Annotated in this window: 24 protein-coding genes and 4 pseudogenes; 10 read left to right on the top strand and 18 right to left on the bottom strand. The window is 36.8% G+C overall.

Annotated features, from left to right (window positions below; genetic code table 11):
- Positions 1-198 precede the first annotated feature (198 nt).
- The 4 genes from L3081_RS06610 to L3081_RS06595 all read right to left on the bottom strand — a co-directional run bounded on the left by L3081_RS06610 (position 199) and on the right by L3081_RS06595 (position 2,786).
- Positions 199-1,569, bottom strand: coding sequence for a hypothetical protein (locus L3081_RS06610; protein WP_242284334.1), 1,371 nt, complete (start codon positions 1,567-1,569; stop codon positions 199-201).
- On the bottom strand, positions 1,545-1,991 hold the full coding sequence (locus L3081_RS06605; RefSeq protein WP_242284332.1) for a hypothetical protein: 447 nt from the start codon (positions 1,989-1,991) through the stop codon (positions 1,545-1,547). Before L3081_RS06605 ends, L3081_RS06610 begins: the two co-directional genes overlap by 25 nt.
- Positions 1,985-2,134, bottom strand: coding sequence for a hypothetical protein (locus L3081_RS06600; RefSeq protein WP_242284330.1), 150 nt, complete (start codon positions 2,132-2,134; stop codon positions 1,985-1,987). The genes L3081_RS06605 and L3081_RS06600 overlap by 7 nt, the downstream gene beginning before the upstream one ends.
- 223 nt (positions 2,135-2,357) lie before the next feature.
- On the bottom strand, positions 2,358-2,786 hold the full coding sequence (locus tag L3081_RS06595; protein ID WP_242284328.1) for a DUF3010 family protein: 429 nt from the start codon (positions 2,784-2,786) through the stop codon (positions 2,358-2,360).
- Positions 2,787-2,866: 80 nt separating this feature from the next.
- Between L3081_RS06595 and L3081_RS06590 the strand changes: the two genes are divergently transcribed.
- From L3081_RS06590 to L3081_RS06575, 4 genes are all read left to right on the top strand, one after another.
- The gene (locus tag L3081_RS06590; RefSeq protein WP_242284326.1) at positions 2,867-3,214 is read left to right on the top strand and encodes a putative quinol monooxygenase; all 348 of its coding nucleotides are present in this window, start codon (positions 2,867-2,869) and stop codon (positions 3,212-3,214) included.
- A gap of 69 nt (positions 3,215-3,283) precedes the next feature.
- A complete protein-coding gene (gene luxS, locus L3081_RS06585) occupies positions 3,284-3,799 on the top strand; it encodes an S-ribosylhomocysteine lyase (RefSeq protein ID WP_242284324.1) in 516 nt (171 codons plus the stop codon).
- 37 nt (positions 3,800-3,836) lie between these two features.
- Positions 3,837-4,625: an NRDE family protein gene (locus tag L3081_RS06580; protein WP_242284323.1), complete on the top strand. Its 789-nt coding sequence runs from the start codon at positions 3,837-3,839 to the stop codon at positions 4,623-4,625.
- Between the two features lie 218 nt (positions 4,626-4,843).
- A complete protein-coding gene (locus L3081_RS06575; protein WP_242284321.1) occupies positions 4,844-5,446 on the top strand; it encodes a DUF4389 domain-containing protein in 603 nt (200 codons plus the stop codon).
- A gap of 20 nt (positions 5,447-5,466) precedes the next feature.
- Here the strand turns inward: L3081_RS06575 and L3081_RS06570 are convergent, their stop codons facing one another.
- Positions 5,467-5,640 (bottom strand): hypothetical protein, encoded by a 174-nt coding sequence (locus L3081_RS06570; RefSeq protein ID WP_242284320.1) that lies wholly within the window; start codon positions 5,638-5,640, stop codon positions 5,467-5,469.
- 86 nt (positions 5,641-5,726) lie between these two features.
- On the opposite strand from L3081_RS06570, the pseudogene L3081_RS06565 reads away from it, so the two are divergent.
- The 4 genes and pseudogenes from L3081_RS06565 to cobO all read left to right on the top strand — a co-directional run bounded on the left by L3081_RS06565 (position 5,727) and on the right by cobO (position 10,848).
- Positions 5,727-6,954, top strand: a pseudogene (locus tag L3081_RS06565) (threonine/serine exporter family protein).
- Positions 6,955-6,977: 23 nt separating this feature from the next.
- Entirely contained in the window at positions 6,978-7,658 is a 681-nt protein-coding gene (locus L3081_RS06560) for a TetR/AcrR family transcriptional regulator (protein ID WP_242284318.1), read from the top strand.
- A gap of 238 nt (positions 7,659-7,896) precedes the next feature.
- A pseudogene (locus L3081_RS06555) lies at positions 7,897-9,970 on the top strand (M13 family metallopeptidase).
- A gap of 254 nt (positions 9,971-10,224) precedes the next feature.
- Positions 10,225-10,848, top strand: a complete 624-nt coding sequence (gene cobO, locus L3081_RS06550; protein WP_242284316.1) for a cob(I)yrinic acid a,c-diamide adenosyltransferase — start codon at positions 10,225-10,227, stop codon at positions 10,846-10,848.
- A gap of 63 nt (positions 10,849-10,911) precedes the next feature.
- Here cobO and L3081_RS06545 read toward each other — a convergent pair whose 3' ends face one another.
- The 6 genes and pseudogenes from L3081_RS06545 to L3081_RS06520 form a co-directional block, all read right to left on the bottom strand.
- On the bottom strand, positions 10,912-11,316 hold the full coding sequence (locus tag L3081_RS06545; RefSeq protein WP_242284314.1) for a hypothetical protein: 405 nt from the start codon (positions 11,314-11,316) through the stop codon (positions 10,912-10,914).
- Positions 11,317-11,387: 71 nt separating this feature from the next.
- Positions 11,388-11,918: a hypothetical protein gene (locus L3081_RS06540; protein WP_242284313.1), complete on the bottom strand. Its 531-nt coding sequence runs from the start codon at positions 11,916-11,918 to the stop codon at positions 11,388-11,390.
- A gap of 70 nt (positions 11,919-11,988) precedes the next feature.
- A complete protein-coding gene (locus tag L3081_RS06535; RefSeq protein ID WP_242284312.1) occupies positions 11,989-12,249 on the bottom strand; it encodes a hypothetical protein in 261 nt (86 codons plus the stop codon).
- A 327-nt stretch (positions 12,250-12,576) separates the two neighbouring features.
- On the bottom strand, positions 12,577-13,710 hold the full coding sequence (locus tag L3081_RS06530) for a reprolysin-like metallopeptidase (protein WP_242284311.1): 1,134 nt from the start codon (positions 13,708-13,710) through the stop codon (positions 12,577-12,579).
- Positions 13,711-13,863: 153 nt separating this feature from the next.
- Positions 13,864-17,092: pseudogene (locus tag L3081_RS06525) on the bottom strand (efflux RND transporter permease subunit).
- A gap of 2 nt (positions 17,093-17,094) precedes the next feature.
- Positions 17,095-18,312: an efflux RND transporter periplasmic adaptor subunit gene (locus L3081_RS06520; RefSeq protein WP_242284310.1), complete on the bottom strand. Its 1,218-nt coding sequence runs from the start codon at positions 18,310-18,312 to the stop codon at positions 17,095-17,097.
- A 384-nt stretch (positions 18,313-18,696) separates the two neighbouring features.
- Here L3081_RS06520 and L3081_RS06515 point away from each other — a divergent pair, with 384 nt between their 5' ends.
- Entirely contained in the window at positions 18,697-19,152 is a 456-nt protein-coding gene (locus L3081_RS06515; RefSeq protein ID WP_242284309.1) for a tellurite resistance TerB family protein, read from the top strand.
- Positions 19,153-19,219: 67 nt separating this feature from the next.
- Positions 19,220-20,085, top strand: a pseudogene (locus L3081_RS06510) (CvfB family protein).
- Positions 20,086-20,382: 297 nt separating this feature from the next.
- Here L3081_RS06510 and L3081_RS26500 read toward each other — a convergent pair.
- The 7 genes from L3081_RS26500 to L3081_RS28070 all read right to left on the bottom strand — a co-directional run bounded on the left by L3081_RS26500 (position 20,383) and on the right by L3081_RS28070 (position 25,133).
- Positions 20,383-20,505: a hypothetical protein gene (locus L3081_RS26500; protein WP_274620349.1), complete on the bottom strand. Its 123-nt coding sequence runs from the start codon at positions 20,503-20,505 to the stop codon at positions 20,383-20,385.
- A gap of 169 nt (positions 20,506-20,674) precedes the next feature.
- Positions 20,675-21,265: a class I SAM-dependent methyltransferase gene (locus L3081_RS06505; RefSeq protein ID WP_242284308.1), complete on the bottom strand. Its 591-nt coding sequence runs from the start codon at positions 21,263-21,265 to the stop codon at positions 20,675-20,677.
- 263 nt (positions 21,266-21,528) lie between these two features.
- Entirely contained in the window at positions 21,529-21,816 is a 288-nt protein-coding gene (locus L3081_RS06500) for a flavodoxin family protein (protein WP_242284307.1), read from the bottom strand.
- A gap of 58 nt (positions 21,817-21,874) precedes the next feature.
- A complete protein-coding gene (locus tag L3081_RS06495; RefSeq protein ID WP_242284306.1) occupies positions 21,875-22,282 on the bottom strand; it encodes a PaaI family thioesterase in 408 nt (135 codons plus the stop codon).
- A 30-nt stretch (positions 22,283-22,312) separates the two neighbouring features.
- The gene (locus L3081_RS06490) at positions 22,313-22,519 is read right to left on the bottom strand and encodes a hypothetical protein (protein ID WP_242284304.1); all 207 of its coding nucleotides are present in this window, start codon (positions 22,517-22,519) and stop codon (positions 22,313-22,315) included.
- 155 nt (positions 22,520-22,674) lie between these two features.
- Entirely contained in the window at positions 22,675-24,468 is a 1,794-nt protein-coding gene (locus tag L3081_RS06485; protein ID WP_338027146.1) for a TonB-dependent receptor domain-containing protein, read from the bottom strand.
- On the bottom strand, positions 24,444-25,133 hold the full coding sequence (locus L3081_RS28070; protein WP_338027145.1) for a carboxypeptidase-like regulatory domain-containing protein: 690 nt from the start codon (positions 25,131-25,133) through the stop codon (positions 24,444-24,446). Before L3081_RS28070 ends, L3081_RS06485 begins: the two co-directional genes overlap by 25 nt.
- Positions 25,134-25,141: the final 8 nt, after the last annotated feature.

Here is a 25,141-nt window from a genome sequence, read left to right as displayed (position 1 = left end):
GTTTTACGAAAATCAACACAACTGGTCAGTGGTCAGACTTTCAAACAGGTGTTTGATTAAATCATGTTCCTTGTATTTTTAAAAGAATTTTTTTAATAGAATTAGTATTAGTGTAGATATAAAAAGCAAAAAAAGGAGCAAAGATGCTCCTTTTTATTTTATGAATAGCCCATTAAAAGCCCGAAGAAAGACAGAGTACTACTGCGATATTGTTACAATCTCAACTTGCGATTCAAGCGTTTCGTCAGTAGAGGCATCCACATTAATAATTACACGCTGAGCATCACCTGATAATTTAACACGCGTTGGCAACCTTCCTTCTGTATAAGTTGTTGAAGTAATATTTTGATTCGAATCATAAGTAGCTAAATAAATCCCAAGCGCATTCGCTCCATCAAATCTTAAATAATTTGGATTGCCTTCACTGTTTTTTTCCAAAAACAAAGTTACCACCGAAGCACTAGCTTCGAGTAAACCATTGTCCACAAAATCATCACCATCAAAACTAATCCACTCACTAGACTCACTAATTGCATAAATATTTTGTTCATCATTAGAGACCATAAAATCAATAATACGCTTACCTTCTGCCAATAATGCAGGATGATATTCATGTGTTAATGAGACAGAAATTTTATCATCACCAAAATCGTTAACTTGTGGTAGGTATCGTTTGAAGCTTGCGGCATCGTAATCTAAGGCAAACAGTGTGTTTTTTTGTGTGGCGACATCAACCTTACTAGCAAAAAAAGCATTAGCACCATCTAAAAACAATACTTGTAGGTTTTCGTCTGCAAATTCTAATACTTGTGTAATAACGAAGTAACGCCCTGAAAGCCGCACTATATCGATAGGCTCAGATACAATATCCCCTGTCAATAATTCAGTGATCACATTATCAGCAAGATTTACTCTATAACGATGCACCAACTCGGAAGTCGTTTCATCATCTGGATTAACCACTGTTTCAACAGCTTTCGCTAATAAATAATCACCTGCCGGATGCATGATTAATTGCTCTAACACTGTGTTATCTGGTGATACTGCTAAGGTAGATTCAAGCACCCCAGTGTACTGATGGTAAGTCTTTAATTGGTTATCCACCGCGACGTAAAATTTAGGAAATAAAGGAGAGGGAAGTATTTCATTGCTATTGATTTCTAAATTTTCCAATACTTTATTTTCAACAACCTGATCACTATTGTAAAAATTAACATTGATCGCTTCACTAACTACACCAGTCTCTTCACTAGCAGCAATAGTCACTTGAGCTAAAGAACTTGTATTCATCGGCGCAACTGTTGGATCAGCAGCAATTTTCAATTGGGTATTATTAATTGGCGTTAAAGTAAGCCAATCCGCCTCTGTAGATGCCTGCCAATCTATAGTTTCAGCAGTATTATTGCTAATCGTTACTGTTCGCTCTAATACTGAGTTACTACTTGTTGACGTTAATGAAATACTGGGTTGCTCAGCTAACATGTAAACATTGTCAAGCGCCAACTCCACAGGGACAAGTTTAGTATCACCTGACGCTATTTCAGTTAAAACAATATTACCTTGTTGCAAGCCAGGGGTACGGTAAATGCAGTAATATCAGGGGTTACTTCAATTTCTGTCTCACCGCTACCTGATGTTATGTCTAATGACAACCAATCAACGTCAGTAGTAGCTGTCCACTCACTAACTTCGGCAATAGTGATACGTTGGGAAGGCAAACTTTCAACACCAAAAGTACCATTATATTTTACTTTTTGAGTGTCAACGGCCAACTCCCATACTAATAATGAAACCTCAATGTCATGTGATGAGTATTGAGTAAAATCTTCATTGCTTGTCGCTAATCGTAACGTTGTTGTATAGGTATCAGCTGCATAAAATTGTGCGTTGATAACATCTATGTAAATCGTTGCTGAAGTGTCTGTGACATTTTCAGTGCGATACTCTAACCAAGCAACAGGACTTTCATCGGGTGCATAGCCTACTAACAAGCCTTCTCCAAAGAAAAGTTCACGTTTACCGCAATGGTACTGGTTGATTCCTGCGAAATTTCGTTACTAAAATGTGCTTCACTAACATCAGCAGAAATAGACAAAACTTCTTCATCGTCTGAGCCACCACATGCTTGCAGCATAAGGGTAGTAACCGGAATAGTACTTTATAGAGTTGACGCATCGATTCCTTCATAACTATTCCTAAAGATAATACCTAAAATTAATACCTAAAATTAACACCTAAAATTAATACTTAAAATGAGCAACTCATCATAATTGATTTTATGTTGTTATTTGAATTTTAATAACAAAAGTTATCATAGTCTTATGACAAGAACACTATTTAATGCCTTCTAAAGAACACTATTTAATGCCTTCTAAATATGCAAACACAGTGTCAAATGCTTGTTCTTGATATTGCTTTAGTCCTGTATCACGAAAATCAATATCAATTTGGCTTTTGGCTAATTCTTTTTTGATAAAACTTCCTGCTAAAATTTCAACCTGTAATTCTTTGATCAACTGAATAGCCGCTTCAACTTTAAAGCCTATTGGACCACCTGCAAACTTACCTTTTAGCGCTCTACCTCGAATAATGACATGGGTTACTTGATAATCTTCCATTAATTTAGCAAAGGTGAACTGAAACTTCTGCACTTGCTCTGCATCACCCGCATTATCTAAACCAACCTTTTGAACCCGCGTATGAGGAATATCATACAAATTATTTTCTTTTGACATAATACAAATTATGGCTTCATTACTCTTTATCTCTACACCGCATGCTTTCATGAAAAAATCTCTTTAAACTAAGTGAATACATTATATACTTAATCCTTCTTTTTTTCATAATTTTTATACTCGGAGAAAACATGACACAACGCGTTTATGTTTTAGCACAATTTCAGCCTAAGGCAGGCAAAGAGCAAGCGCTTTTCGATACGCTTAAGGCATTAGAGCCGGATTCTTATCGCGAACAAGGCTGTATTCAATACACGGTTACGAGACAAATAGCGCACGAAAGTGCAACAAGCAATAAGCATACAATCGTTTTTAATGAAATTTGGGCAACCGCTGCGGATTGGGCTGCACATGGACGTCGCCAACAGATACAACAATTTTTTGACAATGAAGTCAGTAACCCAAATGGCTTAGTTGCTGATGTTATCGTAACTGCCTACAGTGATGAAGGCGTTAATTATGATGCGCCAGTTTATTAGTCACACGTGACATGAATATGATAAAATCCCTTTCTGTTAACTTTTAAGTAACGTTTCAAGAGAATTACTATGCCATTATTAGACAGTTTTACCGTAGATCACACTATCATGAATGCCCCGACGGTACGTGTAGCTAAGAAAATGAGTACACCAAGCGGTGATAATATTACCGTATTTGATTTACGTTTTTGTAAACCCAACATGGAAATCATTAGCGAAAAATCTATTCATACCCTTGAACATCTTTTCGCAGGGTTTATTCGTCAGCACCTTAACAGTGATAACATTGAAATTATTGATTTATCACCTATGGGCTGTCGTACGGGCTTTTATATGAGTGTGATTGGTACACCTACAGAACAACAAGTCGCTGACGCATGGCTTAAATCAATGCAAGATGTTTTAGAGGTTACCAGTCAAGATGAAATTCCTGAACTGAATTTACATCAATGTGGCACCGCAGTAATGCACTCGTTAGAGCAAGCTAAAGAGACAGCTTCATTAATTATTGAGCAAGGTGTTGGTATTAATTACAACGAAGATATTTTATTAAGCGAAGAGCAACTAAAGCAACTTGCGCACTAAATATCATAATTGAATTAAAGCGCTAAGCTAAATAAGCATGTGTATTTTATTTTTTGCTATTAACCAACACCCCAAATATCCAGTGGTCATTTGTGCTAATCGCGATGAATTTCATCAAAGACCAACACAAATGATGCATTGGTGGCCTGAGCTTGAAGATCAAAGCCGTTTACTAGCAGGCAAAGATTTGCAAGCAGGTGGTACTTGGCTTGGTTTAAATCAACTAGGACGGTTTGGCGCCTTAACCAATTTTCGTCAGCCACAGCTTCTTGATAAAAATAAAAAATCTCGTGGTGACATAGTACTGCAAGCTTTAGTTAAAACAGATCAAAAAATATCTGCTCAACTAAATGAATCAGCTCATTTGTATAACGGTTTTAATATCGTCTTTGGCCAACTCAATAAGTTAATCTGTTTCGACAGTGTTTCCCAAAAAACACAAGTGTTAACCACTGGGTTTCATAGCTTATGCAATGGTGCCCTTGATGATATTTGGCCAAAAATGGCTTTAGGACAACAGCAACTTACCGACACTATTAAACTCAGTGCCAATGCAGAAAACCCTCTCCCCATTAATGATTTATTTGCCATCATGCAAAACAACCAACAAGCACCAGTAGAAACCTTACCAAATACAGGACTATCATTAGACTGGGAACAAAAACTAAGTTCAATTTTTATTGTTTCACCCGAATATGGCACGCGCACAACCAATATTATTGTTCAGGATAACCATGGCAATATTACCGTGTATGACAGAAGTTATAATGTAAAAGGAAAATGCAGCCATGAACAACACTTTGAGATCACTCCTTCTATCAACTAAATTACTAATGCAAGGTTGTTGAATAATATTGTCAATCAAATCAATTTGTCAAAACAACCACATTTTATTTAAAATGACTAAGTATTAGTATCACATCTTCAGGCGTAATATCTTCCCTTTGATAACATACTGAAAAAACTATATATTTATAATGGCATTCTCTTTGCTATTACTTCCTTGTAATGACGAATAAACAAATATTAGAAAAGGAAAATAGTATGAATAACGATGACAACAAACTTACATCACAACAAGAGCCTAGCCAAAATACGAATTCTGACAATGAATTTCCTGTAGAAAATAATATTGAAAGCAACGTGAAAGCCGGGGCTGAACATAATACAAAACAAGAAAGCTCAGTTGATGCTGCAAAAAATACAGAAACTAATACAGAAAATAATACCAAATTGAATACTGAGACCCAAACAAGCGATAGTACTCAATCAGCTAAACATGAATCTTCACAAGAACAGTCTGCCAATAATAATGAAGAGGTTAATAAGCCCACGCCCGAAACACAAACTGAAACTGAAACTGAAAAAACTTGGCATAATAAAAATGCCATAAAACGTGGTATTGCTATGTTAGGTTACGGTTTTATTGCAGGCTTTGTTCGTTTAGGAATAACATTGATCGCAATTTTTCAATTTTTCTCATTATTATTATCAGAAAAGCCAAATCAGCCTTTGGTAAAATTTGGCCAAAACTTAAATACGTATCAATACCAAATCAACCAATTCCTGACTGTTAATTCAGAAGCATATCCGTTTCCTTTTGCTGATTGGCCAGATTGTAGCGTGGCGGAATCTACACCTAAATAACTTAATATAATTGTAAAATACTAAATTAACTCTTTAACAATAGCAGCAAGCAACAAAACGAACACTAAAATCCGACTTACTTTACTGAATTTTGCTTGCTGCTCTTCACTCATGGGTTTACCGAACCGCTCGCCTAAAATGACCATCAAAGCAACAACGCCAAACACACAGGCCAAAATAATTAATAAAGTCATCTTTTTCCCTGAAAAAATTTACAAATGCTAAAAATACATTAACATAGCATACAAGTTTGATTCTCCCCTTATTTATTGTACCTTATATGAAACATGCCGATGACTTTTATCAGAAACGTCGATTTATTATTGAGCTTGGTAAAGCCTTACATAAGCTTGGCTCTACAGCCTATCGTTTAGAAGATAATTTACTTTCTATCGCGCATTTTTTAGATCTTCGTGCTTCTTTTATTATCACCCCTACCGCATTAACTTTTATTTTATCAGACGATGAAGACGACCAACAATATAACCACTTAATGCGAGTGACTCCAGGAGAGATAGATTTAGGCTCTTTAGCACGCATAGATGAATTGGTAGACGAATTAATCAATGGTGAAAGAACCTTAGAGGAAGCTATTGCACGGTTAAAAGAAGTCAATGCAAAGCCCCCGCCTTACGGCGCATTTTTAACCTTTTTAGCTTTTGGTGCGTCGAGCGGTGCCTTTGCCATGTTAATGCATACCAGTTGGCATGATGTTTTTTGGTCAACCATTTTAGGTTTTGTCGTCTTTATTTTTGTGGTCTGGGCAGAACATTCACGCCGTGTTACTGAAATGCTTGAACCAATTGCCGCAATTACCACCTCAATGTTAGCCTCACTTATTTCAATGTATGATCCTAGTATCAACATACCCATGGTTATACTGTCCAGTATCATTGCATTCATCCCAGGGCTATCATTAACCGTAGGATTATCTGAATTAGCTGCTCGGCATTTAATGTCAGGTACTGCGAGAATAATGGACAGTATCATGGTGCTGTTTAAAATTTACTTTGGTGCAGTTTTAGGTATGGCCTTGGGTAAACTGATATGGGGCGAAGTGAGCTTTGTACCACCCGAAACTATGCCTGTTTGGACCTCGTGGCTTGCCGTAACAACCTTAACTATATCTTTAGTTATTTTATTCAAAGTACGTTTAAAAGATGCCCCTTGGGGCATGATTGCCGGCTATATATCATTTAGCGCTAGTATCTGGGCTAGCAGCTACTTAGGTGTTGCCTTAGGTGCCTTTGTCGGCGCTTTTGCCCTAGGTATTTACAGTAATTTATTCTCTCGAATTATGAACTTACCCTCATCCATTGTACGTTTGTTAGGTATGGTTGTTTTAGTACCTGGAAGTAAGGTTTACATTGGACTAAACAGCTTGGTATCAGGGCAACAAATGTTGGCTGTTACTGATTTAGGTTCACAAACATTCCTTATTTTTATGTCGTTAGTTGTTTGGTATTATATTTTCTAATGTTGCTATACCTCATAGAAAAACACTTTAATTATGCCCACTATAAAGAAAGTAATGAAAAAAACACCCGCGACTAACGCATCAGCTAAACAATCAAGTTATCACCATGGTGATTTACAAGCGAGCTTACTTTCAACAGCAACCGCAATGATTACAGAACAAGGCATAGAAGCCTTATCATTAAGAAAGCTTGCTGAGCGCATAGGTGTTTCTCGCACTGCGGCCTACCATCACTTTAAAGATAAAAATGATTTACTTTGTGCGATTGCCGCACAAGGTTTTACCTCTTGGCAAAAAGAAGCAGAGCAAATTTTTAATCATAATGAGTTAACTGATCAAGAAAAATACCGCGACTTTGTTCACTTTTATGTACAATTTGCCACAAAAAATGCGGCTATATATAAACTGATGTTTGGGAGTACATTGTGGAAGCAATACAAAACGGAGAGTAATAATGAGAAAAAAATTAGCGCTAGCGGAACATCAACTAGCTCACAAGCACTAATTGATGTGGCTTATCCTAGTTTTCAATATCAAGTAGAAATGACTCAAGCTTGGCAACAAAAAGGCATACTCCCCAAATCTCAGAACTCCCTCAGGCTAGCACAGGTAACTTGGGCAACCTTACACGGAATAGCACAACTGGTTATCGATGGAATTTATGGTGATGCCAGTCAAATTGATGAAATGTGTCAATGCGCCGTTGATCTATTTATTACTCATCCTGACAAATAAATAGCATTCTACCCGAAAAAATTAACCAACCAACTCAAGCCACTTGTAAACATTTTGTAAATTTATTATAAACTTTTAGTTACATAAAATATGTAAATAGATGTGTCTCTAACTAGAAGTTTAATTAAATTCTTCGTAACATTGAATAACCATATTTTTCATAACAACGTATCTAATCTAAACACAAAACATAAATTGTGCCGTAGCATATGTTCAAAAATAAAATGAGAGTGATTACATGAAAACAATTATAGCAAGTGCAGTATGCTCTTCTTTACTGCTACTTAGTGGCTGTAGCAACAGCGACGAGTCAAAATCAACAACTAAAAACAGTATTACAACGCCTCAAAAATCAGTACTAGCTTCAGGTATTGAACAAGCAAATATAGATCATAGTGTTCGTCCTCAAGATAATTTTTATCGTTATATCAATGGCGGATGGATGAAAAAAAATAACATTCCTGATGATAAAACCGCGATTGGCTCCTTTTATGATTTACGAGATAAAGCCGACAATGACGTAAAAGCGATTATTGAAGAGCTAGCGGCAACCAAAAATTTAGCGATGGGTTCAGATGAACAAAAAGTTGCTGATTTATTTCGCTCATACATGAACACAGATAAACGAAACTCGCTTGGCATAACACCTATCAATAGTATTTTCAATGCAATTAATAACCTTAAAAATAAAGATGATTTAGCCACCTTCTTTGGTGCCTACTCATCAAGTGGCATTAATAATCCTCTTGCCCTCTATGTCAATATAGATGAAAAAGACTCGTCGAGCTATGCTGCTTATATTTGGCAAAGTGGATTGAATTTACCTGACCGAGATTACTACTTTAATGAAGAAGAACGTTTTGTATCACTGCGCGCAAGCTATCTAACACATATTGAAAAAATGCTAACATTAGCGGGATTACCAAACGCAAAAGCTTCAGCTAAAAATATAATGGTATTAGAAACCAAATTAGCCAACTCTCATTGGACACGAGTCGAAACGCGAGACAGTGAAAAAAGCTATAATAAGATTTCCACAAACAAATTGCACACCTTAACAAATAAATTTAACTGGAACGCATTTTTAAGTGCTGAAGGGATCAATAAACAAAAAGATATTATTATCAATCAACCAAGTTTTATTGAAGGTTTTGGTAAAGTATTTGATGAAACCTCATTAGCTACTTGGCAGCAATATTTAACCTTTAATACCTTAAATGCCTTCTCAAGCTATCTAACAACAGACATTGATAATGAAGATTTTGATTTCTTTTCAAAACAACTGAACGGCCTAAAAGAACAGCGTCCACAGTGGAAACGTGGCGTTAGCGTAGTCAACAGAAATTTAGGTGAGGTTATTGGTAAAGTTTATGTGGCTCGTCACTTTACGCCTGCAGCTAAAGCACGCATGAGTGAGTTAGTTGAAAACTTACGCAATGCCTACGGTTCAAGTATTGATAACTTAGACTGGATGTCAAAGGACACTAAAAAAGCAGCCCAAGTGAAACTAGCCGCATTCACACCTAAGATTGGTTATCCTGATCAATGGGAAGATTACGCCAAACTAACCATCAATGCAGATGATTTAGTCGGTAATATTATCCGTGCCCGTAAAGTTGCTTGGTGACAAAGAACTAGCGAAATTAGGAGGTCCTATCCATAAATGGGAATGGCACATGACCCCTCAAACGGTAAATGCCTATTACAATCCACCGGCAAACGAAATTGTATTTCCTGCCGCTATTTTACAAGCACCATTCTTTAATATGCAAGCTGATGACGCGGTAAATTACGGTGGTATTGGTGCCGTTATTGGTCACGAAATGGGCCATGGTTTTGATGACCAAGGCAGTAAATATGACGCTATCGGCAACTTACGCAACTGGTGGACAGAGCAAGATCTTAAAGAATTTTCGAAACGTACCAAAGCATTAGTTGACCAATATTCTGCCTACCAAGTATTTGATGATTTAAACATTAATGGAGAATTAACTTTAGGCGAGAATATTGGTGACTTATCCGGTGTCACTATTGCTTATAAAGCGTATAAAGCCTCTTTAAATGGTAAAGAAGCTCCGATTATTGATGGTTTAACGGGTGACCAACGTTTTTTCATGGGCTATGCCCAAATCTGGCGCTCTAAAATAGTGGAAAAATCAATGCGTAATCGTGTTGCAACTGACCCTCACTCTCCAGGTGAATTCCGCGCCTTAGGTTCACTATCAAACATGAATGAGTTTTACAAAGCTTTTGATGTTAAAGAAGGTGATGCAATGTATATAGCACCAGAAAAACGCGTAACGATTTGGTAATTCCGTTTCATTAACCGGCCGTAAGGCACTAAAAGTAACGAGCCCATATACTAGGCTCGTTACTTTTTACTTCTTAGCAAAGACCTAATATTCCTATTTCCTCCCTTTTCGTAACTATCATTCATTTCAAGACTTAAGCATTGCAAATAAAATATCAATTACTCCACCGTATAACCTTTGAAATACCGCCAATAACTCTTATACTCTTCCCTATAGAATATTCATAATTCCTATTAAAGCGAAGATATAATCCGATGACCGATAACAGCGAAGAAAAAAGCTCAGAAACAAAAAGTACACAACATAAAAAACGTATGCAAGCCGTAAAAGAAAAAGTGGATCAACGTATTGAAAATGCCCAAGAAGAACGCGGTATTTTAATTGTTATTACTGGTAATGGTAAAGGCAAATCTACTTCAGGATTTGGTACTATTGCTCGTGCTGTGGGTCATGGTTTAAATGCTGCTGTTGTGCAATATATAAAAGGCACTTGGGCTTGTGGTGAACGTGCATTACTTGAAAATGCGGGTGTTAGTTTTGATGTGATGGCCACAGGATTTACTTGGAATACTCAAGATAAAGAACACGATATTGCCGCAGCACAAAAAGTATGGCAACGCAGTAAAGAATTATTAAAAGATAACAATATAGATGTCGTTTTACTTGATGAGTTAACCTATATGGTTGCTTATAAATACATTGATTTAGATGAAGTACTTGAAGCTTTAAAAAATCGTCCTAAGAATCAACACGTGATAATTACCGGACGAGGTTGTCATCGCTCAATTATTGATTTAGCTGATACTGTTAGCGAAATACAATCAATCAAGCATGCTTTTGACAACAGTATAAAAGCACAAAAGGGGATTGATTGGTAAGCAATCTATCCTCCCTCTTAATGCAGTAGTTTTGGCTAACTACTGAAAACTTATCAGACCCTATTACTTTTCCGTTAACTGATGTTTGTTTTCTTGGCAGATAATTAACATTTTTTCATTGTATTGGCGCATAAAGCTAATAACTTTTTTACGCGCCTCTCGTTGTTCTTCCGAGGTAATAACATCACCGGTGGTTGGTGAATACTTTTTCCCACAAAGTGCAATTGCTGCTTTATAATCACTGGATTCTACACCTGGAATATTCATGTTTCTGCCTGAAGTAACCAGTAACCTGTAATCTTTATTTTTAGTCGCTAACAATAACGCTTGATTTAATTCATCTGAATCGGTTATTTCCATCATATGCGGCTTAGTCTCCTTCTCATTAATCACCTCATCGGTTGAACTCGATACAGTAGTACAAGCGGTATTGAACAAAACGGATAATATCAAGATAATATATTTCATGGATATACAGTTCCTTTTCTAACAAAAGAGGGTTTGAGTAAATAGCGTTGATATTCGTTTGATGCTGTTACTCATCGCCCTTTACTCAAATAACGCAAAGGCAGTACAAGAATAAAGCATAATAACCAAGAAATACCTCCTGAAGATTTACCACTAGTTGTTTCTGACACAGGATCTGGTTCAGGCTCTGGTTTTGCTTCTACGGTAATGGCTACAACAAAAACATCACTAGTTACAGTATCTTTATTCGCAATAACCGGAACGCTTAACTCGCCAACAAAGTCACTGTTTGGCGTAATAGTGTCACCTGAAACAGTATAATTAGCGCCTGCTTGAATAGTGATTGAATCAGGGCTTTCACAGGCATAAGTAAAGTGTGAACTGTTAAGTACAACACTACCTCCTTGCACAATCGAAAATGGTTGCCGGATGATGATGGCAATATCACTAGATGCTAAAGCTTTATCAATGGTAAAGCTCCCCTCATTTATTGTGTAAAAAACATTATTGCTACAGGCCAATTTTACTCTTGCACTTATTGTGTTGATGTCATCACTGCAAAATGAACCTATATCAATGTTGGCACTACCATCATTAACCACACCACTTGCTAAGGTAATATCAAAATTATCACCATTATCTCTAGAAAGTAATATCTCAACTGACGGGCAATTAATTGGGTCTATATCCGTGCCACCACCTGCCGATTAAATTACTAGCGTTTGTCCATGTCTCGCCCAATAATGGTGTATTAAGAGAAAAGGCTTCTCCAGTGTCAATAACGGTTAACTTAGTTTCATCAAAACTTACCCCACCTTCATCATCAAACACCATCAAACGAAAATTTAATTCTCGGTTTGTTGTCGGTAATGATTCACCGATAGTACTTACCCCACTAAGTACATCAGTTAATTGAGGAAAATAACGACTCACATCCGTACTGGGAAAAAAGCGCGGAACAAAGGCCGTGTGCCGTCATCTATTTGCTCAAGTAATGATGAGCTTGCTTTGCCTAAATCAAATTGTTGCCGCCTATAGCGCAAACTATCACTATCACTATCTTGCGCACTACCTGATAATTTAAAAGGTGTTTGCGCGGGAATGGTATAGTCTAATCCGGCGTCAACTACGGCAGTATTATTAGGTGTTCCTGTCTCTACACCACATTGACTACCAAGCCCTGCTTGAATATTATCACGTATTTGATCTATGGACCTTGCATGAAAAAATGCATCAGAATGAGGCTGTATATTTTGATCATCACAAATACCAAAGATAAGACATAATTGTTGAGCCGCTACCTACTTCATAAGCCGAATGGCTTACTCGGTTTCCTTCACAGGCACCTGCAGAGCCATTAAACGTATGATTAGCACCAAATTGGTGTCCTATTTCATGGGCAACATAATCAATGTAAAAAGCATCATTCGTGGGATGAGAGTCACCTGTTACCCCATCACCTTTATAGATCGAATCGCAAACGCCACCAAGTACGGCTAAACCACCGCCATCGGTATTAACAACATGACCAATATCATAGTTTTCGCTGCCAATAATACCGTCAATAACTTCTGTGTTGATATCACCATCATCACTATCATTATTAAATGGGTCTGTGTCAGTGTTGGTGAAAATTAATAAATCATTATTTTCTACCAATTCTAGTTTTATCGCCAAATCATGTTGATACACCTGATTCAAACGATTAACCAAGGTAATTATTTCAGCCATTGCACTGGCTACTGTATCACCATTAAACTCTGTGTATTCTGCTGCTGCTGCTATGGCAATACGATAGGTTTTCATTGTGCTTTGTGATTCAATCGATTTATTTGCTCGATAAACGGATGGATCTTGCAATATACTCGGGTGAGATTTCATCTGCTTCGGCGGATGAAATTTATGCGTTAACTTACTCGCCAAACGATTATCTACATCAGAGTAACTCTGATATTCACTGTTATGTTCATTAAAAATTCTTTTCTCTTTCGATGATTTAAGAGTATCTTGGTTTTTAATATACACATTTTCAGGTTCAATAAATATACGTTCTCCACCATAATAAAACATACCGTGGAATCCATTAGGCGTAATATCAAAACGCCCGGTATTACTCAGATTATCAAGTTCCGTTCCTGCAAAAGTCCTCGTGTTAGGGTATTTTTTGGCAAGGCCATCTGCCATGATTTTCACCGGAACTAATGTAAAACGAGTAAATTCCCCATTAGGCAAAGGTAATGCGACAAGTACAGATTCAGCATCACTTAGCAGTAAACTACGTAAATCATCAATATCCGCAGTAAGCGTTGTTCCATTACTACTTTGCTTAAAAAAATGACTCTGTTCATCCTCTATATCTTGTGCGAGAACGACATGAGATATAACCGTTTGCATAAGTAATATTAAGAAACTGTATACCGTTAATTTGTTCAATTGCTTCATTTCGTTCTCATTTGTAAAAATCACTGATTTAAGCTTAGCGGTAATGTAATAAAAAAACCACTGATAATACAGTGGTTTTTTACTAATAGGCAAAGAATAGTGTTATTAATTTAAAGGTAATTCTTGCCCTTTTATTATGTCTTCTGGCCTAGCCGTTGTTTTCTTTTTACGGCTAAATAATGTTCGTAAATCCTCAATAATAACGTATAGGCTAGGTATAAATATTAACGTTACAATAGTGGCAAATAACACGCCGAACGATAACGACACAGCCATAGGAATAACAATTTGAGCCTGCGCACTGGTTTCAAAAAAGATAATAGGTACTAAACCAATAAATGTCGTAGCTGAGGTTAGCATGATGGCTCTAAAACGTTTTGTACCCGCATGTATAACCGCATCTTTTAAGCGCTCACCCCGTTTTCTTGCATTATTTACATAATCCACCATGACTAATGAATCATTTACAACAACCCCTGAAGCGGCCAATATTCCCATTATTGATAATGCACTTAAATCCATACCTAAAATAAAGTGACCAAATACCGCACCAATAACTCCAAAAGGAATTACGACCATAATCATCACAGCTTGTGAATACGAACGTAATGGAATAGCAAGTAAAGAAAATATAACCATCAAAGAAACAACAAAATCTCTAAGTTGATTATCAGCACTGTCCATTTCTTCTTGAATACTACCAGACACTTCACTCTGAACATGCGGATATTGTTTCAGTAATTTAGGAATAAAATTGTCCCTAATATCTTTTGCAACTTCAAATGGCTCAACTTGCTCTGCATCAACACTTGCCCAAACATTAATTGTACGATTGCCATTTTCACGTCGAATTCGGGTAACACCGTCAGTTAATGAAATGTCAGCCAGTTCAGACAATGGAAGTTCTGCCCCATTAGGTGCTTGTATCATCACGTCATCAACATGCCCAACACTACTACGTTGTTCTAGTGGGTAACGCACCATCACTTTAATTTCTTCACTATCACGTAGTATACGTTGTGCTTCTAAGCCATAAAAACTGTAACTAACTTGTGATGCCACTTCTGCCAATGTTAAGCCCATGCTGTAAGCTAAAGGCTTCAGTTCAAGCTGTACTTCTTTGGCACTAGTTTGACGTGAATCATTGACATCACCCACACCTTTAAGTGAGTTAAGTTTAGCTTTTAATTGTTTGGCTGCTGCTAATAATTGTGCATCATCAATACTTTCTAATTTAAACGCCACATCACCATCATCACGCCCACCGCCAAATAAATTATCACTGATCGTTAATGATTTCACGCCCGGATAACTAGGGATCGCTTTCCGCCATAAATCAGCCAATTCAAACGTATTAATTGGTCGATCTTTTGGTATCACTAATTTAACCATAACATTACCACTAGTGCGGCTACGTAAGTCTACTTGCATATCCGCAATCATAGAACGACCATATTTTCCCTCTACTTCTTTATCTACTTTGTAAATAATACGTTCGATATTTAATAACGTTTTTAACGTCGCTTTTTCTGAAGCATCAATATTCATATCAATAGTCACACGAGGAAAATCATGAGGGATTTTCGGTTGTCCTATAAATCGAACAAAACCACCACTATATAAGCCTGCACTTAGTAGCATAAGACTAATAAAAAACATTAATACGCCATAGCGATATTCAATACACACGGTTAAAGTCGGTCGGTAAGTATTTTCAATAAAGCCTTTTAACTTGATATCTACCCATCGACGAATTCTATCCATTGGATTTTTAGGATTAAATGTCTTTGCTTTCATTTTAACTAAATGTCTTTGGTAAAATAAGCTTTGATTCAATCAACGAGAAAATAAGACATAGCACAACCACTGCCCCAATAGCCTTACCAAAAGCCGATGAGGGCCCCTCACCAAAGAGAAATGGTACAAAAACAGCAATAGTCGTTAATACACCAAAGGTAGCCGGCATGGCTACACGTTTAACGCCTCGAATAACATTTTCAGTGGTATGCCCATGCTCTTCAATTTCATCATGAGCGCTTTCGCCCATGACAATAGCGTCATCCACCACAATACCTAGCACCAAAATAAAGGCAAACAAGCTAATAATATTGATCGTTACATCAATAAATTCCATTGGCATTACTAGCAATGTACCAAGGAAACAAACCGGTAAGCCCATCATTACCCAAAAAGCTAAACGCACACGTAAAAATAATGCCGGCATTAAAAATACCAGAATCGCACCACTTTTCATGTTATCTAACATCATGTTCAGACGACCTTTAAGGTAGTAGGTCATATCTACCCAAGTTTCTAACTTAACGCCTTGGGGTAATAATTCAGATTTTTCTTCAACATAAGCATTTATAACATCGGCAACATCCGTGATACTTTGATTATCAGCAGCACCAATAAATAATGTTACGGAGTTTTTTCCATTGAATTTAGAATATTGCAATCCTTCTTCAAAGCCATCATTAATGGTTGCGACGTCACCTAATAAAATTTTGCTTCCGTCCGCTAAGGTAATAAGAGGAATTTGTTCAAACTCATGCCCTCGGTAGGCTTGGTTTTCAACCCTGAGATTAATATAGCCATTTTCTGCACGAATTTGACCCGCTGACATATTTCGCGACGAATTACGCACAGCATTGGCAACATCTCTAAAACTTAAACCATATTCTCTAAGCTTATCCTTACTGACTTCAACAGAAATTTCATAACCTAAACCACTATAAAATTCAGAAATATTAATTTTAGGTAATTGCTGTATTTCATGATGAATTTTACGACCTAACTCTTTAAGTTCACCGTTAGTCAAATCACCATACAAGCTGATGTACATAACTTCTTGACGGAATTTTTCGCGTTCTACTTTAATTCGCTCCATCCCATCAGGAAAACTCGAAATTGAATCAATGGCCGATTTAACTTCTTCTAATACAACTTGAGGATCATAATCAAGCTCTACTTCAAACCAACCATTTGAAAAATTTCGATTTGAATAAGTAATCACTCGTTTAAGACCTTGCACTGTTTTCAGTGCTTCTTCAATTTTGATGGTGATGCCTTCCTCAACTTCTTGAGGTGCTGCGCCAGGATATGGAGCAGCATATGAAATCCAATTGATTTTTACTTGCGGAAACATCTGTTTATCAATGGTTTGCATCGTAAGAAAACCACCGATCAAAATAAACGCCATTAATAAATTAGCCGCAATCGTATTACGGGCAAACCAAGCAATAATCCCTGTATTAGTATCAATAGTCTCATCTACTTTTTTGGGTATTACCGCATTGTCATCTTTATTGTTATTTTCAGAAAGAGAACTCATACCTATGCCCCCTTATTCTCAATACTTACAACTTGCGTGTCGACATTTTCCTGTGTGCTTTTATCTTCAAGCTCCTCTGCTTCATCACTCGCCAAGGTTAATTTCATCCCTGCAACAGGATAATCTAAAGCGGAAACAATCAGTTTATCCCCATCCATCAAACCATCAGAAACAATGACATTACCGCCCTGCTCTCGCAGAATATTTATTTTTGCGAAATGTAGTTTTGATTCATTATCTAAAATAGCGACACTGTTATTTACCACTAAATATCGGGGGACAATACTTGCCTGTGCAACGTCAACACCTAATATTTTTGCTTGAACATAAGAACCAAAACGTAATGGGTGTTCATTTATTTTCGTGTTTTCTTGTAAATGATAAGGGTCTTTAATTTCTGCCACTAAATAACTCATGCGACTATCACTATCAATAACGCCTTCACTTCGTGCTATTTCTGCTTGCCATTGTATTTCTTCACCGGAATAAGTACCTATTAATTTAACTTTAGCCTGTGCTCCTTGATCCAATAAAAACTGTAATTGATTATCCGCAACAGGTAATCGCACTTCAGCAATATCAGTACCAAGTAACATACCGATTTCACTCCCCACACCAACAAATGATCCAAGACCAATTTTTCGACTATTGATCATTGCATCGTAAGGCGCTCTTATTTCAGTGCGCTGTAAATTACGTTTAGCACGTAAAATGGCTGCTTGAGCAGATTTAACACGGGCTAATTCTTGAGCAAGCTGCGGTTTACGTAAACTTAACTCGGTTGGTGATGTATCGGTTATTTGTTTCCATTCTTGTTCGGCCACTTTGCCCTGAGCCACTTCTTTTTCTAATGCTGCTCGCGCAGAAGCCATATTTGCTTGAGCATCAATTAATGCCGCATGGTAATCATTAGGATCGATACGCGCGAGTAATTGATCTTTTTTAATCAGTCCTCCACGAACAAAAGCATCGCTTAGTTCAACAATTTCACCACTAACTTGTGCCACGATTGTCGTTTCATATTTAGGTTTAACTATCCCGTAAGAACTGACTTCAAGTGTCATAGGTGCGACAGAAATATTTTCAACTGCAACAATAGGCGTTTTATCTACAGGAGCCTTTTCTTCAGGCGGCTTTTTCATACTAGAAAAACCTACAAATGCGAGTGCTCCAATTGCTAAAATGGCGATAGGTATAATTATTTGTTTTTTACGAGCCACTGTTTTATCCCTTTTAAAATCTATATTTATTATTAAACAGAAAATTAATGACAATTATCTGATCATATCAATAAATCATAGCGAATTAATCGCCACGACATATTATAAAGTTGTAACTGTCTATTACAAAATGTGCGCCTATTTGCAAAAATGTTATAAAAAAACACAACAAAAATAACAATACAGATAATTATCAATAAGTTAACTGCAAATATTTTAAAAGAGATTTATTTGAATAAGTATCATAAACTGAATAACTAAATATCTAGTTAGTTAAATACACCATTTATTGAACTTTTTATAAATTTACTTTGGCAAATTAACCACTATCAAAACATTAAAAGACAACTATTGTGCCTTTTATAACATTCTCGAGGAACAACTATGCTCAATAGAATTACTGATTTTTTTAACACCATGCTGAACACTGAAAGTAAACAAACTGAAAATACAGTTTCTATCGAAATTGCTTGCGCCGTATTACTCTGCGAAGTGATGCGGGCTGATCATGTGTTTACTGAAAATGAACAAGATGAACTCTCCACTATTTTAACAAAGCAATTTAACTTATCAGAGCCTGAAGTGACTAGCACTTTAGAACAAGCCTTTTACTTAAGTGAAAATGCTAATGATTTTTATCAATTTACGACAAGAGTAAATCAGCACTATTCCCTTGATGACAGGATCAAAATAGTCACCTTATTGTGGCAAGTCGCTTACGCTGATGGAGAATTAACCAGTATTGAAGAGCACATTATTCGCAAAATTGCTGATTTGCTACATTTAAGACACAGTGAATATATAGCAACTAAAATTGCTGCCGAACAATTTGCTAAATAATTAGTGAAGCGTATTAGAATCGGGTAAACTAGCACCCGAATTAATTCCCCATAAAGTGGCACCATCAATGACAAACTCAAGCGAACAATCAACTAACCTTCCTCACGCTCAGATAGGAAAATATAATACGCTCAATGTTGTTGCAGTAAAAGATAACGGTGTATATCTTGATGGTGATGATTTAGGGGAAATATTATTACCCAAACGTTATGTACCTGCCAATTGCATAGTTGGCACAAGCATTGACGTTTTTCTCTATACTGATTCGGCTGACAGACTTGTTGCTACGACAGAAAAAGCATTAGGGCAAGTAGGAGAATTTGTTTCTTTGAAAGTTGTGCAAGTAAATAAAATGGGGGCTTTTTTAGATTGGGGCTTACCAAAAGATTTATTAGTGCCATATAACCAACAACATTCTGATATGGAAGTTGGCAAATATTATTTAGTGCGTATTTTTCTTGATCAACATACCGACCGTGTTGCTGCATCAAGTAAGCTTGATAAGTTTATTGATATTTGGCCGCCGAATATCAACAAGGTGATAAAGTTAAGCTGATTATTGGCGGTAAAACTGACCTAGGTTTCAAAGCCATAGTAAACGATTTGCACTGGGGTTTATTATACGACAATGAAATTTTTCAACCGCTACGTATCGGCAAAAAAATGGATGGTTATATCAAACAAGTTCGCGAAGATGGGCGTTTAGACTTACTACTCACACGAGGCAGTAAAAATACCGTAAATAGCTTCGCTGATAAATTATTAGACCAGTTAGAAAAGAATAATGGCTTTATTCCACTCCACGACAAAAGTGCACCAGAACTCATTCAAAGACGGTTAGGTGTAAGTAAAAAAACGTTTAAAGCTACCGTTGGAAATTTATTGAAAAATGGTAAGTTGATCATAGAAAAAGAGGGGATAAGATTAAAGTAAGTATAGAGCAATTTGATATTCTTAATAACGAATGAGCTAACTTAGGTTGCTCATTCGTGGCCACGTCGCACTACCTATCTAAATAACCTCAGCTCGGCTTAAATAAATGTTCTTCTAGCAGCTATTTTTACTGACTTCGGCGTTAAATTCACTTACAACAGCTCCCTATTGACGCGTAAATTTGCCTTGCTTATTCTGCGGACTAAAGTAGTAAAACTATCAAGCTAGAAGTGAAGCGAAATTTTAATGTCTAATTTTCAACAAGTTAACTATATATCAAACCGAGCTCAGGTTATATTAACGAAGTAAATTGAACCGACCCATTAACATTGGCAGTAAAGGAAAAACAACTATTGCTACAACCAATAACAAAATTTGGCCTACGCCGGTAGTATCTTTAAACTCTTCTTCGTGTGACATTTTTATTACATCCTAACAAGTGAAATTGGCGCTATTCTAACGAGTTATGACTTCAAAATGAAGCATATATTGATCTATATCAAGTATTGAAATTGGTGATGTAAAAACATGAACAAAAATTGTGCTACAACATAAGAAAAACATGGATAAATTCATGCCTAAATTAAAGTTAATTAGGTTTTATCGCTACTATTTGTGCAATGGCTTGTTGAGTATTATCTTGTATAGAAACGTCCACAATTCCCTCAAAACTATGCACTATTTTCCAATCAGAAAAAATACTGGCTAATTCACCGTGTTTTAATAAAAAATCAGAGTTTTTAGGGCGACCTAACAGAGCTTGCTGCTCGGTAAAGGTTTCATAAATAACCATTCCTCCAGGTATTATTGCTGCTTTAATTTGTTCAAATAATGGTCGATGCAAATAACGAAACACAATAATGGCACTAAATAACTTATTCTGTAGGGGTGAAATATGATCCGGAGCAGATGCTGACGATGCTGCATTGATGAGTTCAAAATCCACTTGCCAAAAGTGCGCTAATTTTTGTTTATCGGTTGCTAACATTTCTACTGACTGTTTAACTTGCTCAAGGATTTCTCCTTTTACATCAGCAAAAATAACAGGGATATTATTTTCAATTAAATATAAACCATTTCGCCCATGACCACAGGCAAGATCCAGTACGGGTACCTGTTCTTTCGCTTTTAAAGCCTGCAATGAGGATAAATATTGTTGCAATAAAGCTGAATGTGGCATTTTAATAAGCTCTTTTGGGAACAAGAAAAAACATAACTAGCAGGGACTTAACGCGATAAATTTTAATAATTTATCTATATGATCTTTCTCTACAAAGTCATATTCGCATGGGCAATAAAGCATGTCATGATAAATCATACCGAGATAATTTGCCGAAAGAATAAAGGGTTGCTCAAAACACAAAGGCGATTCATTATCAGACCCTGTCGCTAATACAGAACAATACTTACCTTGTAAACCACGTCCTATTTCTTTTTTAATCGTTAAAAGATCGGATAAACGGTCAAAAAAACTTTCATCTGCCCGCTCATAGAATACCAGTACATTGGGGTTGCAAAAATCAAGTAATCGTAATGCAGTAGCATCTTAGCTAAGTTAATAAAATCATCTTCTTGATTTCTATGCTCATAATCAAACATTGAGATAGCGTAATCTGATAAAAAAAACACATCGGCAGCTTGATATGCTTGATAACACTTAACTAACTTATGGGTATTACCCTCTGCTCTAGCAGTACCTAAAATAATAGCTGTTTTTAGCAAACTATCCATTAAACTGCTCCTGTACAACGTATTATCTATTGCCAAACATTCTATAACGCATTACCCGTTATTTTGAGTGTGGCACTGAATATGTACCCACCACATGAGCGACCGTTTTAGGATCGCCTTGTGAATATAACGACACCTCTCCGACAATAAGTGTTTTACCTACTTTCAGTAATTTACATTCACCAATAATGGGCTTGGTAGATGAAGGTTTTCTCATAAAATTGATAGTCATACTGGTAGTAACAGTTAATGACACAATGCCAATCTCACCTAAAATAGCAACATATAAAGCATAATCAGCAACAGCCATCAAAACAGGGCCAGACACTGTATTGCCAGGTCTTAATTCATCAAATCCTATTGACTGTTTAACGACTGACGACTGCTTACCTACGGATTCAATCGTGCATTTAGCCTGAGGAAAATCTGCCTTCATAAAATCAATTATTTCATCTTTAGTTGCCAAAGATTTTCTCCCAATAGTTTATACCGCGCTTTACAGTTTAATGAAATAAGGAATGGCGACTAACACAACCCCAACAGCTAACAATAGCGTAACATTAGGCATAAAGTATGGGTATACAAAAAGCGCTAATCCCGTACAGAATGGCACAATCGCTTTTTGCTTTTTTCCATACATAAAGTAACCTATTCCGATACCACCAAATAAAACACTCCAAACCATTATTGATGCGCTATCCATTCATTAACCACCTGTTTGGTAAAAACAATAACTATAACAAGTCAAATACTATCATAAATATTAATGTAATCGACTTAGCCAATCAGTATTATTAAAACTTGTGTATGAATGCGCATCTCAAAAACTAAATACTCAGCAAAACGTTCAATACTTGCTTAAAAACTTCCGCGTATACCAATGCTAAAATTACGTCCTGGTAATGGCGACACGTCTTTTAAAAATGACGAATGCACTTTCGCCACTTCATCTGTTAAATTATTGCCTTTGATATAGACCACTAAATCATTACCAATACCGTCAATATAATAATTCATGTTGATATCTAGTAAAGTATATGACGCCGTTTTAGTTTCTAATGAACCAATGTTATCTTGTTCAAAATAATGATTAACGCTGAATTCACCATCATAACTATCACCTTGGTATTGTAACACGCCACCAATACGCATAGGCGGTGTTCTCGGTAAATACCCACCATCAGATAATTGTGCGTTTATGTAATCACCAAATAATCGTGCTTTTAACGGTGCTGCAATTTGATATACAAACTCAACTTCAACACCATACATGTCAACATCGTCTTGGCGATAAACTAAAATGGGTAAACCCTCTTCATCTATTTCATCGTCTGTGTGCACATCTTCTTCATGCTCATGTGCCGCTTCAAAAAATAACCCGGTATCTTGCTGATAGTAATAGTCTGTAACATGATTATAAAAAGCACTGATGATAAAACCAAAATCACCCTCAAACTTACGCCACGTTAAATCAAGGCTGTAAGAAGTTTCAATATCTGGCGTTTGTGGGAATGCATCTACATGTACTTCGCCATTTTCTGACGATAAATCATAAAGCGCCCCTACTTCAAATGTGTTGGTACCTATGTGAGGACCAAATGAAAATAATTCTGCAGCTGAAGGTGCACGTTGAGAAAGCGCAAGTGAAACACCTAGGTTATAGCCCGTTTGATAATTCCATACGAGCCCTGTAGAGGCACTTACTGGGGTGAAATTTTGCTTACCAAATGAAATGTTTTCTGCATCATGGTCATCCTGATGATCATGATCGTCGTCATGTTCAAAAACAGACAAATCAACCCCTTCACCTTTTTCAGTAATATTAACACGCTCAACTCTAGCACCAACTTGTAGTAAAAGGTTGTCAAAATGTTTTTCTTCTAACCACGCAACCGCAAAACTTTCCGTGGTAGACGGTGGAGAAAAAGCTTCTTCGCCGATAGCTTCAAAATCAGATTTTTTATAATGCAACGTCCAAGCACCTTGCCAACCATATGTTTCTTGATGGTATAAATCTGTTTTCACTTCAATACTTTCATTATTAAACGTAGTGCCAACTTCGCCATCTTCAATTTCTCGATCTTGGTAGTCGGTATAAGCCATTTTAGTTGATAACTGCTTAATGAAATGTTTATCAAAGTTTACCTCACTTAGCAGTTGTACTCTGTCTTGCTCCATCTCAGCTTGCGTACCTTCATCAATTGCTTCTTCGTTATGCTCTTCTTCGTCATGATGTGTATGACCTGGAATACCATAGTCACGACTCATTTTTCCATAAGAAACCCCAACATAGCCTTGATCAAATATGTAACTAGAGCCTAAGGTAAAACCACTGGATTCGGATGCTGAGTTAGCTAAATGACTAGGTGTTTCTTCCAGTTCTTCACCCTCTTCATGTTCTTCTTCATGTTCTTCTTCATGGGCATGGGCATCAAAATCACTTGGTAAACGATAATCACCAAGATCACGCCAAAAACCATCAAGATGCACAGCAAAATTTTCACTACCTGTTTGAGCAGAAAAAGATCCCTGTTTTTCATCAGATACATCGTTATATTGTAACAACCATTCTGCTAATGTTTCACTTGATTTAGGAACACGGTTATCTACCACATTCACTACACCACCTATTGCACCACTGCCATAAAACAACGTAGTGGCCCACGTAACACCTCAATTTGAGTAGCGGTACTTGTTTCAGCAGATACTGCATGATCGGCACCAACACGTGACGCATCACCGGCATCTAAACCATTTTGTGTAATTAGTACGCGAGGACCGTCCAAACCACGAATAATAGGGCTACTGGTAACTGAACCATAAAAATTTGAATGAACACCCACTTCATTTTTTAACGTCTCTCCTAAGGTGGAGGCTTGTTTTAATTTAAGGGCATCACCCGACAGAACATTAACTGGTAAAGCCGATTCAATCGTAGAAGAATGTAATGGGGTCGCGTATACATCTATCACTTCTAATGCAGAAGGTGAAAGTTGAATAACCACATCAGATATATCAGCCTGTTCAAGGGTAATATATTGATTTTTATGAGCGTAGTTTTTAGCCGTAGTATGCAGTTCAACTTGGCCTGCTCGTAAATTTGAAAGTGTGAAAAGACCTAATTCATCTGTGGTAATAAATTGTGCTATACCGTTAACGCTAACTACAGCTGAGCTAACAGGTTTTCCTTTTTGGTCAACAACTTTTCCCGAAATATTTTGTGCGAGGGTTACCGAGCTATAACCTAGCGATACAGCTAATAAGCTTAAAGAAAAAGTAGCATAACGCTTCTTTGTTAAAAAAGAATGAATAAACATGACTGTGT

Source organism: Colwellia maritima (genome assembly GCF_022669015.1).
Taxonomy (GTDB): domain Bacteria; phylum Pseudomonadota; class Gammaproteobacteria; order Enterobacterales; family Alteromonadaceae; genus Colwellia; species Colwellia maritima.
Note: the sequence above shows the minus strand (reverse complement) of the source record. Positions and strands in the feature narration are given on the sequence as shown.

Bases quoted from the DNA above. Each gene is read 5' to 3' on its own strand.
- L3081_RS06600 (WP_242284330.1), bottom strand. From the start codon at position 2,134: ATGCTGCAAGCATGTGGTGGCTCAGACGATGAAGAAGTTTTGTCTATT.
- L3081_RS06595 (WP_242284328.1), bottom strand. From the start codon at position 2,786: ATGAAAGCATGCGGTGTAGAGATAAAGAGTAATGAAGCCATAATTTGT.
- L3081_RS06590 (WP_242284326.1), top strand. From the start codon at position 2,867: ATGACACAACGCGTTTATGTTTTAGCACAATTTCAGCCTAAGGCAGGC.
- luxS (WP_242284324.1), top strand. From the start codon at position 3,284: ATGCCATTATTAGACAGTTTTACCGTAGATCACACTATCATGAATGCC.
- L3081_RS06580 (WP_242284323.1), top strand. From the start codon at position 3,837: ATGTGTATTTTATTTTTTGCTATTAACCAACACCCCAAATATCCAGTG.
- L3081_RS06575 (WP_242284321.1), top strand. From the start codon at position 4,844: ATGAATAACGATGACAACAAACTTACATCACAACAAGAGCCTAGCCAA.
- L3081_RS06570 (WP_242284320.1), bottom strand. From the start codon at position 5,640: ATGACTTTATTAATTATTTTGGCCTGTGTGTTTGGCGTTGTTGCTTTG.
- L3081_RS06560 (WP_242284318.1), top strand. From the start codon at position 6,978: ATGAAAAAAACACCCGCGACTAACGCATCAGCTAAACAATCAAGTTAT.
- cobO (WP_242284316.1), top strand. From the start codon at position 10,225: ATGACCGATAACAGCGAAGAAAAAAGCTCAGAAACAAAAAGTACACAA.
- L3081_RS06545 (WP_242284314.1), bottom strand. From the start codon at position 11,316: ATGAAATATATTATCTTGATATTATCCGTTTTGTTCAATACCGCTTGT.
- L3081_RS06530 (WP_242284311.1), bottom strand. From the start codon at position 13,710: ATGCAAACGGTTATATCTCATGTCGTTCTCGCACAAGATATAGAGGAT.
- L3081_RS06515 (WP_242284309.1), top strand. From the start codon at position 18,697: ATGCTCAATAGAATTACTGATTTTTTTAACACCATGCTGAACACTGAA.
- L3081_RS26500 (WP_274620349.1), bottom strand. From the start codon at position 20,505: ATGTCACACGAAGAAGAGTTTAAAGATACTACCGGCGTAGGCCAAATT.
- L3081_RS06505 (WP_242284308.1), bottom strand. From the start codon at position 21,265: ATGCCACATTCAGCTTTATTGCAACAATATTTATCCTCATTGCAGGCT.
- L3081_RS06500 (WP_242284307.1), bottom strand. From the start codon at position 21,816: ATGGATAGTTTGCTAAAAACAGCTATTATTTTAGGTACTGCTAGAGCA.
- L3081_RS06490 (WP_242284304.1), bottom strand. From the start codon at position 22,519: ATGGATAGCGCATCAATAATGGTTTGGAGTGTTTTATTTGGTGGTATC.
- L3081_RS28070 (WP_338027145.1), bottom strand. From the start codon at position 25,133: ATGTTTATTCATTCTTTTTTAACAAAGAAGCGTTATGCTACTTTTTCT.